Source organism: Streptomyces sp. NPDC002790, assembly GCF_040295505.1.
Lineage (GTDB): Bacteria > Actinomycetota > Actinomycetes > Streptomycetales > Streptomycetaceae > Streptomyces.
Genome location: NZ_JBEOVM010000142.1, coordinates 1 through 14095, shown reverse-complemented (window position 1 = coordinate 14095; position 14095 = coordinate 1). Strand labels below are relative to the sequence as shown.

Below are 14095 nucleotides of genomic sequence, written 5' to 3'. Positions count from 1 at the left end.
TGATCTATCAAGCCCCGCCGGCGATTGAGCAGCATCTTTAAGCCCCTGCGGCGATTGAGCAGCGGGGTCCGGGGCGGAGCCCCGAGGGCGGAGGACGGCGCCGGGTGGGCGGAACAGCCGGGCCCGGCCGGAGTTCCGGGGGGAGCGGCCGGGCCGGCCTTCGCAGGTGCTCCCGCTGTACCGAGCCTGCTAGCCGCCCACAACACCACGACCAAAGGATGAAAAGCACCGACGCAATTCATCCCCCGACCGTGCATGCCGCGACGGTGAAGCGAATGTACGCCCGAGCGGCCCACCCCGGAACAGCCCGCACGCACATTCGCGGCAGCGATTCCGGCGGCGGAACCCCTACTTCAGCCCGTGCCTCCTGGCCACCATCCGTTCCGCCGCGGAGCGCGGCAGCACGCGGCGCAGCGCGAACACGAGGGGCGCGCTGCTGCCCACCGCGTACAGCGGCCTCGGCCGCCCCGCCTCGATGGCCGAGACGACCTTCGCGGCGACCTTCTCGGCCGAGATCCCGTGCGCCTCATTGGAGTTGAGGGCGGCGAGCATCGTGTCGTAGGCGGCGCGGAAGGGCGAGCCGTCCGCCACGTACTGGGTGCGCCGCTCGCTGATCCCCGTCGCGATCGACCCCGGCTCGACCGTCGTGATCCCGACGCCGTACGGGGCGTACTCGCGCCGCGCCGCGTGCGCGAAGCCCTTGATCGCGGCCTTGGACGAGACGTACGAGGACCGGTACGCGAGCGGGAAACTCGCCAGCATGGACCCCACCATCACCACGCGCCCCCGCCGCCGCTCCCGCATCCCCGGCAGCAGCAGCTGACTCAGCCGCACCGCCCCGAAGACGTTCAGCTGGAACAGCCGCCGCACCGCGTCCATCGGCAGCTCCTCGAACGGGCCGCTCTGCGATTCCCCGGCGTTGTTGACGAGCACGTCGACCTCGCCGACCGAGCGCGCGAGGGTCTCGATGCTCTCCTCGTCGGCGAGGTCGAGCGGCAGGTACTCCACGCCCGGCACCGGCGAGACGACCTTCCGGGGGTCCCGGCTCGTCCCGTACACCTTGTAGCCGCGCTTCACGAGCGCCGCCGCGACCGCGGACCCGATGCCCGACGAGGCCCCTGTCACGAGGGCCGTGCCCCGCGTACTCACGCGAGGCTCCGGGCGAGCGCGCGCCCGGCGGCGCGGCCGGAGAAGATGCAGCCGCCGAGGAAGGTGCCCTCGAGCGCGTTGTACCCGTGCACGCCGCCACCGCCGAACCCGGCGACCTCCCCGGCCGCGTACAGCCCTTCGAAGACGGACTTGTCGGGCCGCACGACCTGCGAGTCGAGATTGGTCTCAAGACCGCCCAGGGTCTTCCTCGTCAGTACGTGCAGGCGTACGGCGATCAGCGGGCCCTGCGCCGGATCGAGCAGCCGGTGCGGCTTGGCGACGCGGGTGAGGCGGTCGAAGAGGTACGAGCGGGCGTTGCGGACCGCCATCAGCTGGAGGTCCTTGGAGTACCCGTTGTCGACCTCCCGGTCGCGCGCGACGATCTCGCTCTCAACCTGCTCGTATGTAATGGGAGTTGACGGTGTCAGCTCGTTCATCCCGGCGACGAGGTCCTTCAGGTTCCGCCGTACGACGAAGTCCTCGCCCTTGTCGAGGAAGGCCTGGATCGGTCCGGGCGCCCCCTTCTTCACGCGCTGGAGGACCAGCTTCAGGTCCTTGCCGGTGATGTCGGGGTTCTGCTCGGACCCGGAGAGCGCGAACTCCTTCTCGACGATGGCACGGGTCAGGATGAACCACGTGTGGTCGTGCCCGGTCCCGGTGATGTGCTTGAGGGTCGCGAGGGTGTCGTGGCCGGGGAAGAGCGGCGCGGGCAGCCGCTTGCCCTCCGCGTCCAGCCACAGCGAGGAGGGGCCCGGGATGATGCGGATGCCGTGGTCGGGCCAGATCGGGTCCCAGTTCTTCAGGCCCTCGGTGTAGTGCCACATGCGGTCGCGGTTCACGAGGGAGGCGCCGGCGCCCTCGGCGATCTCCAGCATGCGCCCGTCGACGTAGGCGGGGACGCCGGTGACCATGGACTCGGGGGCGGCGCCCATGCGCTCAACTGGCCAGTTCTTCCTGACCAGTTCGTGGTTGGCGCCGATGCCGCCCGAGGTGACGATCACGGCCTTCGCGCGCAGTTCGAAGTCGCCGACGGTGTCGCGGGACGAGGCGACACCGCGCGCGGCGTCGGAGGGTTCGAGCAGCGACCCGCGCACGCCGACGGCGGCGCCGTCCTCGACGATCAACTCGTCCACCTGGTGCCGGTACTTGAAGTCGACGAGCCCGCGCTCGGCGGCCGCCAGAACCGGCTCACGGAAGACGCGCACGACCTCGGGCCCCGTCCCCCACGTGAGGTGGAAGCGCGGCACGGAGTTCCCGTGCCCGGTCGCGGTCCCGGAGCCGCGCTCGGCCCACCCGACGTTCGGGGTCACCTTCAGCCCGAGCCCGTACAGGTAGTCCCGCTTCTCCCCGGCCGCGAACCGCACATACGCCTCGGCCCACTTGCGCGGCCAGTGGTCCTCGTCCTCGCGGTCGAATCCGGCGGAGCCGAGCCAGTCGGCGAGGGCGAGCTCGTAGGAGTCCTTGATGCCCATCCGCCGCTGCTCGGGGCTGTCGACGAGGAAGAGCCCGCCGAGCGACCAGAACGCCTGGCCCCCGAGGTTGGCCTCGTTCTCCTGGTCGACCAGCACAACTCGCTTGCCCGCGCGGGTGAGTTCGTACGTCGCGACGAGCCCGGCGAGCCCGGCTCCCACGACGATGACATCGGCGGCATCGGCTTTGGTGTCACTCATGCGCTCTCCAACGGTGTGCTGTAGGCGTCCAGTACGTTCATGAAGAGAGCCTCGCGACGGGCCCGTACGGCCGCGTCGTCCGGCTGCAGCAGGACCTGCACGGTGGTCCCGTCGTGCACGGCCACCAGGGCGTCGCCCAGGGCCCGTTCGTCGGTGACCCGGCGGCCGAGCCGGCCGAGCGCGGCCACGAACACCGGAAGGATCGCGTCGCGGATGGCCTCCTCGCGGGCGGCCATCACGCGGCGCAAGTCCGGATTGCGCAGCGCGTGCGCGGTGAACTCGGCGGTGATCCGGAACCAGGCGTCGTCGACGGGGGTGGCGTCGATCGCGGACCGCACGGCGGCCTCGGGATCTTCCGGGTCGACACCGGCGAGAGCGTTCCGCACGTCATCGAGCATCCGCGCGGACCGCTCTTCCCACAAGGCGAGAAACAGCTCGTCGAGCGAGGAGAAATTCGAGTAGAAAGCGCCGCGGGTGAATCCCGCGCGCTCACAGACCTGTTCGACGGTGGAGCGCCCGAAGCCCTCCTCTGCGAACACGTCGAGCGCGGCGTCGAGCAGCCGCTGCCGCGTCCGCGCACGCCGCTTGGTGACGGGCATCCTCGCCTCCCCGGTCGGATACGCGAACGTATTCGATACGTTCGCGTATCCACAAGGGGTGTGCGCGGGGCGTACGCGGGCGGCACGTCAGCCGGTGAACACCTCGACGAACGACCACACGGCCAGCGCCAGCATGCAGAAACCGCCCACCCGCTGCACGGTCTTCAGCGGCACCCGCTTGGCGATGAAGCGCCCGGCGACCAGGGCGAGCGCGGACACGGACATCAGGGCCGCCCACGAGCCGATCGCGGTCGACCATGTGCCGTTCGTGGCGGCCAGGTTGGCGGTGGTGATCTGCGTGAGGTCGCCCCACTCGCTGATGAACACGGCCATGAACGCGGTGCCGAAGACCGGCCAGAAACCGGTGACGGTCTTCGGGCCCGTCTCGTCCTCGCCGTCCTCGTCGCCGCCGCGCAGCAGCATGAACGCGCCGAACAGGAACATCAGGCCGGAGACGACCTTCACGATCCAGCCGGGGAGGAGGCCGAGCAGCGAGCCCGCGCCGACGGCGATCGCGACGTGCACGAGGAACGCGGCCGACGTGCCGAACCAGACGTACAGGGGCTTCATCCGGGTGCCCATGGCCAGTGAGGCGAACATGGTCTTGTCCGGGAGTTCGGCGAGGAAGATCAGCCCGAAGGCGGTGACGATCGCCAGGGGATCGAGGTCCATGGGGACGCTTTCTGTACGGGCCGGGTCCGTGCGGCCCCCGCCCGCTGCGTAGGGAGGACCACTCGACCCGGCAGCGGACACACGTATGCGTGATGCGTACGTGCGCTGTGTTCTGCCTGGTCGAAGGTCTCGCCCACCCGTCCCGCCGAGGCGGTCCGAGCCCGGCCACCGGGAACCCGGGGGTTCCAGTGTGTCGACGACCGGTTCGCGGGGCTACTCCCCTTCGCTTGCTCCATTAAGGGTACACTGAGGCCGTTCGGCGACCAGATTCCCGCCCGTTTCGACCATTTTTGCGACAGTCGGCCGATGCGATGTGTACGTGGAGTGTGTGTGGCCGCACTGCTGTGCGCGGTGACCTTGACCGGGGCGGCGGGCCGGTCCGTTGCCGAGGGGACGCACGACGACGGACCCGCCGCACTGTCGGCGCGGGCCGAGAGCCTGATGCGCGAGGCGTCGAACGCCGTCGCGGCGCACGAGAAGGCGCGGGCCGCCGTCCGCAAGGGCGAGCGCCGGCTCGCCGACGTCACCCGGCGCCAGCGCGCCGAGCAGCGCCGCCTCGACGGGCTCAGGGCCACCCTCGGCCGCCAGGCGCGCAGCGAGTACCGCGGGGCCTCGGGCCTCGGCACGATGCTGCCGCTGCTCACCTCCTCCTCCCCGCGGCGAGCCCTCGACGCCACCGTCCTCGCGGGCCGCGGCGACCGCGCCGCCCGGCAGCTCACCGACCGCGTCACCGAGTCCAGGGACCGGGTCGCCGACCGGCGCGCCGAGTCCGCCCGCCTCGTGAAGGGGCTCAAGGCGCAGGAACGGCGCCGCTCGGCCGCCCGCGACGACATCGAGGCGAAACTCGCGAGGGCCGAGGCGGAGGTGCGGCGGGCGCGGGTCCTCGCGGCGGGGCCGATGCCGACGGGCGGCGGGAACTGCGCGCACGGCGACATCGGCGGGCACAACGGGCACAAGCGGGCCGGCAAGGGGCGGACCTGGGTGAAGCCGGTGAGCCCGGCGACGCTGTCCGCGGGCTTCGGCTCGGGCGGCCGGCTGTGGGCGCACACGCACACCGGCCAGGACTTCGCCGTCCCCACGGGGACGCCGGTGCACGCGGTCGGCGCCGGGACCGTCGTCTTCACGGGCTGCGGCGACGGCTTCGGGAACCAGGTGGTCCTCCGGCACGCCGACGGCTACTACACGCAGTACGCGCACCTGTCGCGGATCGGTGTGACGACGGGGGAGCGGTTGAGGGCTGGCGAGACCCTCGCCCTCTCCGGCGCAACCGGCAACGTCAGCGGCCCGCACCTGCACTTCGAGGTCCGCGTCACCCCCCAGTTCGGCTCAGGCATCGACCCACTTCCGTGGCTGCGGGCACGGGGGCTGAAGCTGCCTTGAGCCTGGCGGCGGCTGGGCCTATTAAGCCCCGCCGGCGATTGAGGCGCGGGGTCCGGGGCAGAGCCCCGAGACGTAGGCAACCAACGACCGCACCCGAACGCCGACCGCTCGAACGATTGGCCCTCACGGGTGGGCGCACCACGCACCCCGTATCCGCCACGGCAACCACACCGTTAACCCGGCATGATCTCAACTCGACGTGCCCTCAGCGCTGTCCTGCTCGCCGTCGGCGCCGCCGCAGCCACCGCCCCCGCGGCCCAGGCCGCCGAACCCATCTCACCCACCGGAGCCCTCGACTCGCTGTCCACGATGGCGATTCCGGCGGACCAGCAGGAGCAGCTGCCCAGCACCGCTGAACAGCTCTCCGGGCTCAACCACCTGAACGACCTGCACCAGGTCACCGACCTCGTGGCGCCGGTCACCGGCCTGATCCCCGCGGTCCAGTAGCGCGCGAACGCAAGCCGAAGGCGGTGGACCGGATCGGTCCACCGCCTTCGTCGTGCCTGGCGTACGGGATGCCGTACGGAGAGGGGCGGCCGCGCGTTCCGGCGACCGCCCCTCAGTCCGTTCAGCGGTTCCCGGTGCCGTTCCCCGCGAGGACCGGGATGTCGCTGAGGATGTGCGACAGCGGCTCGTCACCCTTGGCCTGGGTGGAGTTCTCGGTGCACTGCTGGTTCTGCGGCGCCGAGAGGACCGGGATGTCCTGGACGGAGACCGGCACGACACCGACGAGCGAGCCGACGTTGGCCTTGGCCGGCAGGCCGATGCAGGGCTTGTTCAGGGAGCCCTGGACGAGGCCGAGCTGCGGGCTCATGTCACCGGCGGTGGCGGAGTTGCCGTAGGTCTGCGACGAGCCGTTGCCGCTCGTGGACGTCGTGCCCTGGTCGTCGCCGATGGCGAGCGCCGACGGGGCGGCCACGGCCGAGAGGCCGGCGACGGAAACAGCGATCGTCGCGGCTGCGAAGAGCTTCTTCATGGGGTGGTTCCCTTTCGATACGCGCGCTCCGGATGCGGAGCTACGTTTGGTCAACTGGATTGCATTCCGGGCAGTTGCGGACCGAAACCCGTTCGGACCATTCCCGCGCGAGCCAATCGCAGGAAATTCGGCACTGTGCGCGACCTCCCGAACATCCGGACGCAGCGGATCAAAAGGCTCGTACAGCTACCTGAATTCCCGGCCGACGCCGGGACCGGAACAGCGAACCGGGCCGCCGGTGCGGCGGCCCGATTCATACAACGGGTCCTCAGTTGTTGCCGGCGCCGTTGCCGGAGAGGACCGGGATGTCGTCCAGAACGTGCGACAGCGGCTCGTCACCCTTGGCCTGGGTGGAGTTCTCGGTGCACTGCTGGTTCTGCGGGGCCGACAGGATCGGGATGTCCTGGACGGAGACCGGCACGACACCGACGAGCGAGCCGACGTTGGCCTTGGCCGGCAGGGCGATGCAGGGCTTGTTCAGGGAGCCCTGGATCAGCGCCATCTGCGGGCTCATGTTGCCGTACGTGGCGGAGTTGCCGTACGTCTGCGAGGCGTTGTTGCCGCTCTCGGACGTGGTCCCACCGTCGTTGCCGACGGCCAGGGCCTGCGGGGCGGCGGCGGCCGCGATACCGACGAGCGAAGCGGTGGCCGCCGCGGCAGCCATGGCCTTCTTCAGCATGAGGAAATTCCCCTTCATTTTCCGTCTGGAAGCACTTGTATCAACTCCGCATCTCGCCATCGGTTGCTCACGTTCACTCGGAAGTGGATCCGATCGATTCCGAGTCCTGGCTTGGTTCGATGAAATGAAAATCTCGCCAGTGCGGGCTGTGTGGCGGGGGCACGGGTGATCGAGCGGGGGGTGATGCCTGACCGAACGGGTGGATATGCGGAACCATTTCCGCCCTTCGCAGTTGCGCTCAGTGCAGTAACCGGTGCCCGTCAGAAAAGGAAACAGAACCATGCTCAAGAAGGCCATGGCCGCCGCAGCGGTCGCCGTCTCCGTCGTCGGTGTCTCCGCCGCAGCCGCCCCGCAGGCGCTTGCTATCGGCGACGACCACGGCACGACCTCGACCAGCGGCAACGGCTCGTCGCAGACCTACGGCAACTCCGCCACCGCTGGTGACATGAGCCCGCAGCTCGGTCTCGTCCAGGGCTCCCTGAACAAGCCCTGCGTCGGCCTGCCCGTCAAGGGCAACGTCGGTTCGCTCGTCGGCCTCGTGCCGGTCGCGGTCCAGGACGTGCCGATCCTGTCGGCGCCGCAGAACCAGCAGTGCACCGAGAACTCCACCCAGGCCAAGGGCGACGAGCCGCTGTCGCACATCCTGAGTGACATCCCGGTCCTCGCCGGCAACGGTGTGCAGAACGGCTGATCGGCCGAACGCGCACAAGGCTCGGGCCGCCGGCTTTCCTCATTCGCCGGCGGCCCGAGCTCTGTCATGGGGCGCCGGGCCGGAGGAATCACGGGGCGCCCGGGTCGGGGGCCACCCTCCCAACGGCGTGGAGCCGACGGCTGACAGGAAGGCGGCGCGGCCAATCTCATGACGGCCCTCAGTGGACCATCGGCCCGTCGCCCCGGAAGAACCGGTTCACCCGTTCGCTCACGACGTCACCCCAAAGGGGCTGTAGGACGGCCAGTCACCCGTTCGGAGCCGCAACCCCTTGCACGGCCGCCCCGTTGCACCACGTGCCAGGCACCCGCGCTGGCCGAACAGAACGACCTCCAAGGAGCATGCTTCATGTCGCGTACCGCGAAGGCAGTCGTCTTTTCCGCAATGGCCGCCGCTGCCATGGCCGGCTCGGCCGGCGTCGCCGCCGCCGACTCCGGCGCGCAGGGCGCTGCCACCAACTCCCCCGGCGTGATCTCGGGCAACACCGTCCAGGTTCCCGTGCACGTGCCGGTCAACGCCTGCGGCAACACCGTCGACGTCATCGGCCTGCTGAACCCGACGTTCGGCAACACCTGCGCCAACGACTGACGGGCCAAGCCCGACTCTTCCGCAGCCGCCCCTCTTTGAGGGGCGGCTGTTCCGTTGTGCGGCCGTTTCCCCCGGGTCGAGACGCTCGTTGGGCAAACAGAAGCGAATTTTCCAAACCGATGACGCGAGTTGTCGAGGGAAGGCATAAACAATGAAGGTTCTGAAGACCGCTGCCGTTGTCGCCGGGTCGATGGCGATTGTCGGCGCCGCCGCTCCGGCATTTGCCTCGGACCTCACTCCGATGAGCCTGAACGGCGCGGTGAACACGATCACCAGCCAGCCGACGCTCGACGTCGCGCCGGTGGACAGCAACCTGCTCGACCCGAAGAACGACGGGGGCGCCGTCAGCGCCGTCTCGGGCGCCGTCGACGGGCTGAACGAGAGCGGCTCCGGCTCCGGTGGCGGCAGCATGCTCGGCGGTCTCCCCGTCGGCCAGTAGGTTCGTACGGCGGGCCACGCGTCGAAGGCCGGTTCGGAACTCCGGGTTCCCGAACCGGCCTTCGGTATTTGCTCCTCATTTCCTCCTCGGAGTGCGTTCCGCCAAATGAGTGAACGGTGGCCGGTCCGCCAACCGCCGCTGGCTAGGCTTCTTCGATGACTTCAACTGTGAGCAATGGCCCCGCATTTCGAGCAGCCGACCTGGGAACTCTGGCGGTCATCGCCTGGAGTGGAGAACACTCCGACGGGCAGGGCGACATTCCCTTTCTCCTCGCCTACTCCATGGGAGATTCCCCGGCAGGTCCGCAGGCCGCGGAAGCGGCCGTGCGCGGCCTCCTGGAGACCAACGGCCTCACCGTGGGCACCACCGTCCACGACGCGTCGGGCCGCCCCAGCTTCCCCGTGTCCCTGCTGGTCGAGGCGGGCCAGGCCGTCGTCACCATGCCGCTCCTGAACGCCCAGTGCCCCGTGCCGCCCGAGTGGCTGGCGGCGGCGGAGGCCCGCAAGAGCGCGTACTTCCTGTTCACCACGCGTGTCTGGCCCACCGCGACCCCCGGGTCCCCGGTCACGGAGAAGGAGCTGGAGGAGTTCGCGGGCGACGAGGAGACCCTCATGGCCGCCGCGCACTGCCTGCTGCCCATCCGGCGCGTGCGCGCGTGACCCGCTGATGCGATTGCTGGGCGAGCTGATGGACGCGCCCTCCATTGGCCCAATTATCATGGTTTAGGGCAGCTTTGCGGTCTGATTGGCGCGTCATATTCCCTCACCTCTCAAGGGAGCAACGATGCGTCTTCGCACCTTCGCGGCCGCGGCCGTGCTGGCCGGGACCGCTGTTATGGGATCCGCTGCCATGGCCTCCGCGGTGGACGGCCCCGACGGCGCCAGCGCCACCGGTGTGGCCCAGAACAGCCCCGGCGTGCTGTCCGGGAACGTCATCCAGGTTCCGATCGACGTCCCGATCAACGCCTGTGGCAACTCGCTCAACCTGGTTGCCCTGCTCAACCCGACCGCCGGCAACGCCTGCGTCAACGGCTGACCAGCCGGAATCAGTTCGGACTCGGTTCGGACGAACAGTGCCCGGGACGGCTTCGGCTTCCCGGGCACTGTTGTTGTTCACGGGGCTGCTCACCGAGCTGCTCACTGGCCGCCCGCCGCCGCTTTCCGGGGGAAGCCCTGTCGCTCGATAGAGGGTGAGTGAGGCGCTCCGCTGTACGCGGAGGGCGCCAACGGTCAGGACAGGAATGCGGTGCTCCATGACAGGGAGCACCGCATTCCTGTCTTCTGGAGGTACTCAGCCGTGGTCACCGCCATCGTCGTCGCCGCGCTCGCCCTGATCGCGGGGCTCGCGGCCAACCGATTCCTGCGGCCGAGGCTGCTGACCGAGGACGACGACAGCGGCATGGCGGTCAAGGACCTCGTCGCCCCCTTGCTCACTCTGACCGTCCTGCTGCTGGCCTTCGTCCTGGTGACCGCCAACGGTTCGTACGGCAAGGCCGAGGTGTCCTCGCGGGGTGAGTCCCGCGCCCTGGACCAGATCGTCGAGACCGCCGAGTACGCCGAGGGCAAGCAGCGAGCGGCCATCCAGTCCGACGCCGTCTGCTACGCCCGTGCCGTCCGCGTCCAGGAATGGCCCACCATGTCCGACGGCAACGGGAACGGCTCGAAGGCACCCAGCGTGTGGTCCACCGACATGCGCCACAACTTCCGTCCCCTGGAGGGCGAACCGGCCTTCGGCATGCTGGTCAGCGCCGACACCAAGCGTTCCGAGGAGCGCTCGGAGCGCCTCACCCAGTCGACCGCCAGCATCCCCAGCGCCATCTTCTGGTTCCTGCTGGCGACCCTCGCCCTCACGGTGGTGTCGCTCGGCATCTGCCTGCCGCGCAAGAACAACCGCGGCCAGCTGATCGCGCTCACCCTGATCACGGCGCTGCTGACGGCCACCCTGTGCATCATCCGGGACGTCGACCGCCCCTTCGGCGGCATCGTCGACGTGCAGCCCACGGCCATCGCCGACGTGGAGAAACAGGCCACCCGCGACCTCCGCGCCCACGACAAGAACGCGGAACTGCCCTGCGACGAGGACGGCAAGCGCATCACCCGCCTGGCCAAGGGCTGACCTGCTGAGGGGACGCAACGGTCACGCGATGACGCGGGGGCCAATTACGCATTCCGTACGTACGCCTACTTCGGCGGCCCCCCCCCGGCTACCGCGACCTGCTCGGCAACGCCTCCCCGCAGAGCCGTTCCGACCTCGACGAACTACTGCTCGCCACCGTCTTCAACCCCAGCCACGCACTCTTCGGTGAAACCGGGTACCTGCTGCGGGAGGACCCGCGGATCCAGGACCGGGCCTTGTACCTGTCGGCCCTCGGGGCGGTCGCGGCCGGTGCGACCAGCCCCTCCAAGGTCGCCGCCGCGATCGGCCGCGACCAGCGCAGCCTGCACCACCCGCTCGATGTCCTGATCACCTCGGGCTTCCTGGTCAAGGACGAGGACCTGCTGCTCCAGCGCCGCCCCGTACTACGCCTCGCCGACCCGGTGGTACGCCTGCACCAACTGGTCACCGTGCCACGCCTGGCAGCCTTCGAGGAACGCAAAGCAGCCCCGGCGTGGAAGGCCGCCGCGCGCACCGTCAGCGCGCAGATCCTCGGCCCGTCCTTCGAGTAACTGGCCCGCGAATGGACGGCCCGCCATGCCGCGGAGGGTACGAAGGGCGGCCCGACCGGCGAGGTCGGCAGCACCGTGGTGAACGACAGCGCGGGCCGCGCACAGCACGAACTCGACGTCGTGGCCCTCGCCGAGGGAGAGCGCCGACAGGCCGGCGCTCCCGTCGTCCGGGCGATCGGCGAGGCCAAGTCGTCCGACCGCGCTCGCACGTTGCCCGACCTCGAACGCCTCGACCGCATCAAGGGGTTGCTGCTCGCCCGCGGCGTCCCGGCCGACGGAGCGAAACTCCTCCTCTTCGGTCGCTCGGGCTTCGACGCGAACCTGACCAAGGCGGCAAGCGCCCGTCCGGACGTGGAACTGGTGGATCTGGAGCGTGTCTGGCACGGGGAGTGACGCGAGGTGGCTCCCCCATTGGCCCCCGAACGCAGGTCAGGCCCGGTACTGATTTCTCAGTACCGGGCCTGACCTGGTGTTTCACTGTCGGGGTGGCGGGATTTGAACCCACGACCTCTTCGTCCCGAACGAAGCGCGCTGCCAAGCTGCGCCACACCCCGATGTCGTTGTTCCGTTCTCTGCGGTGATGCAGGTCGCGGCGACGTCGTTTACTTTAGCGGACTGTCGGCCTGAGGCGAAATCCGGTTTTGGGCGGCCGCCCTCACGCCGCCCTCGGGGCCAGCGTCAGTAGCGTCGCCTCGGGCGGGCAGGCGAAGCGGACCGGGGTGTAGCGGTTGGTGCCGCAGCCCGCCGAGACGTGGAGGTAGGACGTGTTGCCCTCCGCCTCGTGCGTGGACAGGCCCTTCACGCGGTCCGTGTCCAGGTCACAGTTGGTGACGAGGGCCCCGTAGAAGGGGATGCAGAGCTGGCCGCCGTGGGTGTGGCCCGCGAGGACCAGCGGGTAGCCGTCCGCGGTGAAGGCGTCGAGCGTGCGGAGGTACGGGGCGTGCACCACGCCCATGGAGAAGTCCGGGCCGGACAGCGGGCCGCTGGCCACCTCCGCGTACCGGTCGCGCTTGATGTGCGGGTCGTCCAGGCCGGTGAGGCCGATCTCCACGCCCGCCACCTTCAACGCGCCCCGCGTGTTCGTGAGGTTCAGCCAGCCGGCCGCGTCGAAGGCATCGCGCAGGTCCTCCCACGGGTTGTGGATGGCGCCGACGACGGGGGCGTTGCCGTTCAGTCCGTGCTTGCCCGACATCTGCTGCTTCAGGTAGCGGGCCGGGTTGAGGAGCTTGGGGCCGTAGTAGTCGTTGGACCCGAAGACGTACGCGCCGGGGAACTCCATCAGCGGGCCGAGGGCGTCGAGGACCTCGGGGACGCCCTCCGTGTCGGACAGGTTGTCGCCTGTGTTGATGACGAAGTCGGGGCGCAGGCCCGCGAGGGACTGCAGCCAGCGGCGCTTCTTGTTCTGCCCGCTCACCATGTGGATGTCGGAGACCTGGAGGACCCGCAGCGGGCGCATACCGGCAGGCAGGACCGGGACCGTGACCCGTCGGAGACGGAAGGAGCGGGCCTCGAAGCCCGCCGAGTAGATCACCCCGGCGGCGCCCGCCGCCGCGATGCCGGCCGTCACCTTCAGGGAGGTCTTCAGGGGAGTCCCGTATCGAGCGCGCATGAGTCCCATCGTGTCAGACCCGCACCGCGGCGGAAATCGGCGGGCGTTGGTCCTTGCGCACCTGCGACAATCACGTCATGACCACGCTCAAGTCGAAGCTGCAGGACGACCTCAACGCCGCGATCAGGGAGCGCAACGAGCTGCGCTCCTCGACGCTCCGGCTGACCCTCTCCGCGATCACCAATCAGGAAGTCGCGGGCACCGAGAAGCGTGAGCTGACGGACGACGAGGTGCAGAAGGTGATCGCCAAGGAGGCGAAGAAGCGCCGCGAGGCGGCCGAGGCCTTCGAGAAGGCGGGCCGCGCCGAGTCCGCGAGCCGCGAGGAGGCGGAGGGCGTGGTGCTCGCCGAGTACCTGCCGCAGCAGCTGTCCGACGCCGAGCTCGAGCAGATCGTCGCGCAGGCGGTCGAGGAGGCGAAGGCGGCGGGTGCCGAGGGGCCGAGGGCCATGGGCCAGGTCATGAAGATCGTGAAGCCGAAGGTCGCGGACCGCGCCGAGGGCGGCCGCGTGGCCTCCACGGTCAAGCGCCTCCTGGCGGACTGAACCCACTACGCGGGCCAGGCCCCGACGCGGTCCGGCCACAGTATGGGCCAGGCCACGACGCGGGCCGGCCACAGTACGGGCCAGGCCACGACGCGGGCCGGCCACAGTACGGGCCAGGCCACCATGCGGTCCGGCCACAGTACGGGCCAGGCCACGACGCGGTCCGGCCACAGTACGGGCCAGGCCACCATGCGGTCCGGCCACAGCGCGTGCCGGCCACCACGTGGGCCGGCCACAGCACGGGCCGGCCACAGCACGGACCAGGCCCCCACGCGGTCCGGCCACAGCGCCTACCGGCCCCCACGCGTACCGGCCCCCACTACGGACGACCAACGAAGAGGGCGCCCCCCCCCACCGGGGGGGCCCCGCCCCCCCAACCGCCCGCGGCGGGGCCGGGGGGGCCCCCCCCCCCCCCCG

General features: G+C 70.1%; 19 protein-coding genes and 1 tRNA gene. 11 read left to right on the top strand and 9 right to left on the bottom strand.

Annotation, left to right across the window (positions count from 1 at the left end):
• Positions 1-348: 348 nt before the first annotated feature.
• From ABT004_RS33125 to ABT004_RS33110, 4 genes are all read right to left on the bottom strand, one after another.
• Entirely contained in the window at positions 349-1149 is an 801-nt protein-coding gene (locus ABT004_RS33125) for an SDR family oxidoreductase (RefSeq protein WP_351344365.1), read from the bottom strand.
• Positions 1146-2819, bottom strand: coding sequence for an FAD-binding dehydrogenase (locus tag ABT004_RS33120; RefSeq protein WP_351344362.1), 1674 nt, complete (start codon positions 2817-2819; stop codon positions 1146-1148). Before ABT004_RS33120 ends, ABT004_RS33125 begins: the two co-directional genes overlap by 4 nt.
• A complete protein-coding gene (locus ABT004_RS33115) occupies positions 2816-3418 on the bottom strand; it encodes a TetR/AcrR family transcriptional regulator (RefSeq protein ID WP_351344359.1) in 603 nt (200 codons plus the stop codon). The genes ABT004_RS33120 and ABT004_RS33115 overlap by 4 nt, the downstream gene beginning before the upstream one ends.
• A gap of 87 nt (positions 3419-3505) precedes the next feature.
• Positions 3506-4090, bottom strand: a complete 585-nt coding sequence (locus tag ABT004_RS33110; protein ID WP_351344356.1) for a TMEM165/GDT1 family protein — start codon at positions 4088-4090, stop codon at positions 3506-3508.
• Positions 4091-4420: 330 nt separating this feature from the next.
• Between ABT004_RS33110 and ABT004_RS33105 the strand changes: the two genes are divergently transcribed.
• The gene (locus tag ABT004_RS33105) at positions 4421-5470 is read left to right on the top strand and encodes a M23 family metallopeptidase (RefSeq protein WP_351344353.1); all 1050 of its coding nucleotides are present in this window, start codon (positions 4421-4423) and stop codon (positions 5468-5470) included.
• Between the two features lie 183 nt (positions 5471-5653).
• Positions 5654-5917, top strand: a complete 264-nt coding sequence (locus ABT004_RS33100) for a hypothetical protein (protein WP_351344350.1) — start codon at positions 5654-5656, stop codon at positions 5915-5917.
• 121 nt (positions 5918-6038) lie between these two features.
• Here the strand turns inward: ABT004_RS33100 and ABT004_RS33095 are convergent, their stop codons facing one another.
• Both ABT004_RS33095 and ABT004_RS33090 read right to left on the bottom strand, forming a co-directional pair.
• Positions 6039-6446 (bottom strand): rodlin, encoded by a 408-nt coding sequence (locus ABT004_RS33095; protein WP_351344347.1) that lies wholly within the window; start codon positions 6444-6446, stop codon positions 6039-6041.
• A 268-nt stretch (positions 6447-6714) separates the two neighbouring features.
• The gene (locus ABT004_RS33090) at positions 6715-7125 is read right to left on the bottom strand and encodes a rodlin (RefSeq protein ID WP_351344344.1); all 411 of its coding nucleotides are present in this window, start codon (positions 7123-7125) and stop codon (positions 6715-6717) included.
• Between the two features lie 280 nt (positions 7126-7405).
• Between ABT004_RS33090 and ABT004_RS33085 the strand changes: the two genes are divergently transcribed.
• The 8 genes from ABT004_RS33085 (at position 7406) to ABT004_RS33050 (ending at position 11920) form a co-directional block, all read left to right on the top strand.
• On the top strand, positions 7406-7816 hold the full coding sequence (locus tag ABT004_RS33085) for a rodlin (protein ID WP_351344341.1): 411 nt from the start codon (positions 7406-7408) through the stop codon (positions 7814-7816).
• A 366-nt stretch (positions 7817-8182) separates the two neighbouring features.
• The gene (locus ABT004_RS33080; RefSeq protein ID WP_351344338.1) at positions 8183-8422 is read left to right on the top strand and encodes a chaplin; all 240 of its coding nucleotides are present in this window, start codon (positions 8183-8185) and stop codon (positions 8420-8422) included.
• Between the two features lie 151 nt (positions 8423-8573).
• On the top strand, positions 8574-8861 hold the full coding sequence (locus tag ABT004_RS33075) for a hypothetical protein (RefSeq protein ID WP_351344335.1): 288 nt from the start codon (positions 8574-8576) through the stop codon (positions 8859-8861).
• Positions 8862-9016: 155 nt separating this feature from the next.
• Positions 9017-9520 (top strand): DUF5949 family protein, encoded by a 504-nt coding sequence (locus tag ABT004_RS33070; protein WP_351344332.1) that lies wholly within the window; start codon positions 9017-9019, stop codon positions 9518-9520.
• 124 nt (positions 9521-9644) lie between these two features.
• On the top strand, positions 9645-9896 hold the full coding sequence (locus tag ABT004_RS33065) for a chaplin (protein ID WP_351344329.1): 252 nt from the start codon (positions 9645-9647) through the stop codon (positions 9894-9896).
• Between the two features lie 261 nt (positions 9897-10157).
• Complete coding sequence (locus ABT004_RS33060; RefSeq protein ID WP_351344326.1) at positions 10158-10976, top strand: bestrophin-like domain; 819 nt, start codon at positions 10158-10160, stop codon at positions 10974-10976.
• Positions 10977-11212: 236 nt separating this feature from the next.
• The gene (locus tag ABT004_RS33055; RefSeq protein WP_351344323.1) at positions 11213-11527 is read left to right on the top strand and encodes a hypothetical protein; all 315 of its coding nucleotides are present in this window, start codon (positions 11213-11215) and stop codon (positions 11525-11527) included.
• A gap of 75 nt (positions 11528-11602) precedes the next feature.
• On the top strand, positions 11603-11920 hold the full coding sequence (locus ABT004_RS33050) for a hypothetical protein (protein ID WP_351344320.1): 318 nt from the start codon (positions 11603-11605) through the stop codon (positions 11918-11920).
• Positions 11921-12007: 87 nt separating this feature from the next.
• Here ABT004_RS33050 and ABT004_RS33045 read toward each other — a convergent pair.
• Positions 12008-12081 (bottom strand) — tRNA-Pro (locus ABT004_RS33045).
• A 101-nt stretch (positions 12082-12182) separates the two neighbouring features.
• A complete protein-coding gene (locus ABT004_RS33040; RefSeq protein ID WP_351344317.1) occupies positions 12183-13136 on the bottom strand; it encodes a metallophosphoesterase in 954 nt (317 codons plus the stop codon).
• 77 nt (positions 13137-13213) lie between these two features.
• Here ABT004_RS33040 and ABT004_RS33035 point away from each other — a divergent pair, with 77 nt between their 5' ends.
• Positions 13214-13678 (top strand): GatB/YqeY domain-containing protein, encoded by a 465-nt coding sequence (locus ABT004_RS33035; RefSeq protein WP_351344314.1) that lies wholly within the window; start codon positions 13214-13216, stop codon positions 13676-13678.
• Positions 13679-13683: 5 nt separating this feature from the next.
• Here the strand turns inward: ABT004_RS33035 and ABT004_RS33030 are convergent, their stop codons facing one another.
• A complete protein-coding gene (locus ABT004_RS33030) occupies positions 13684-13914 on the bottom strand; it encodes a hypothetical protein (protein ID WP_351344311.1) in 231 nt (76 codons plus the stop codon).
• Between the last annotated feature and the right edge of the window lie 181 nt (positions 13915-14095).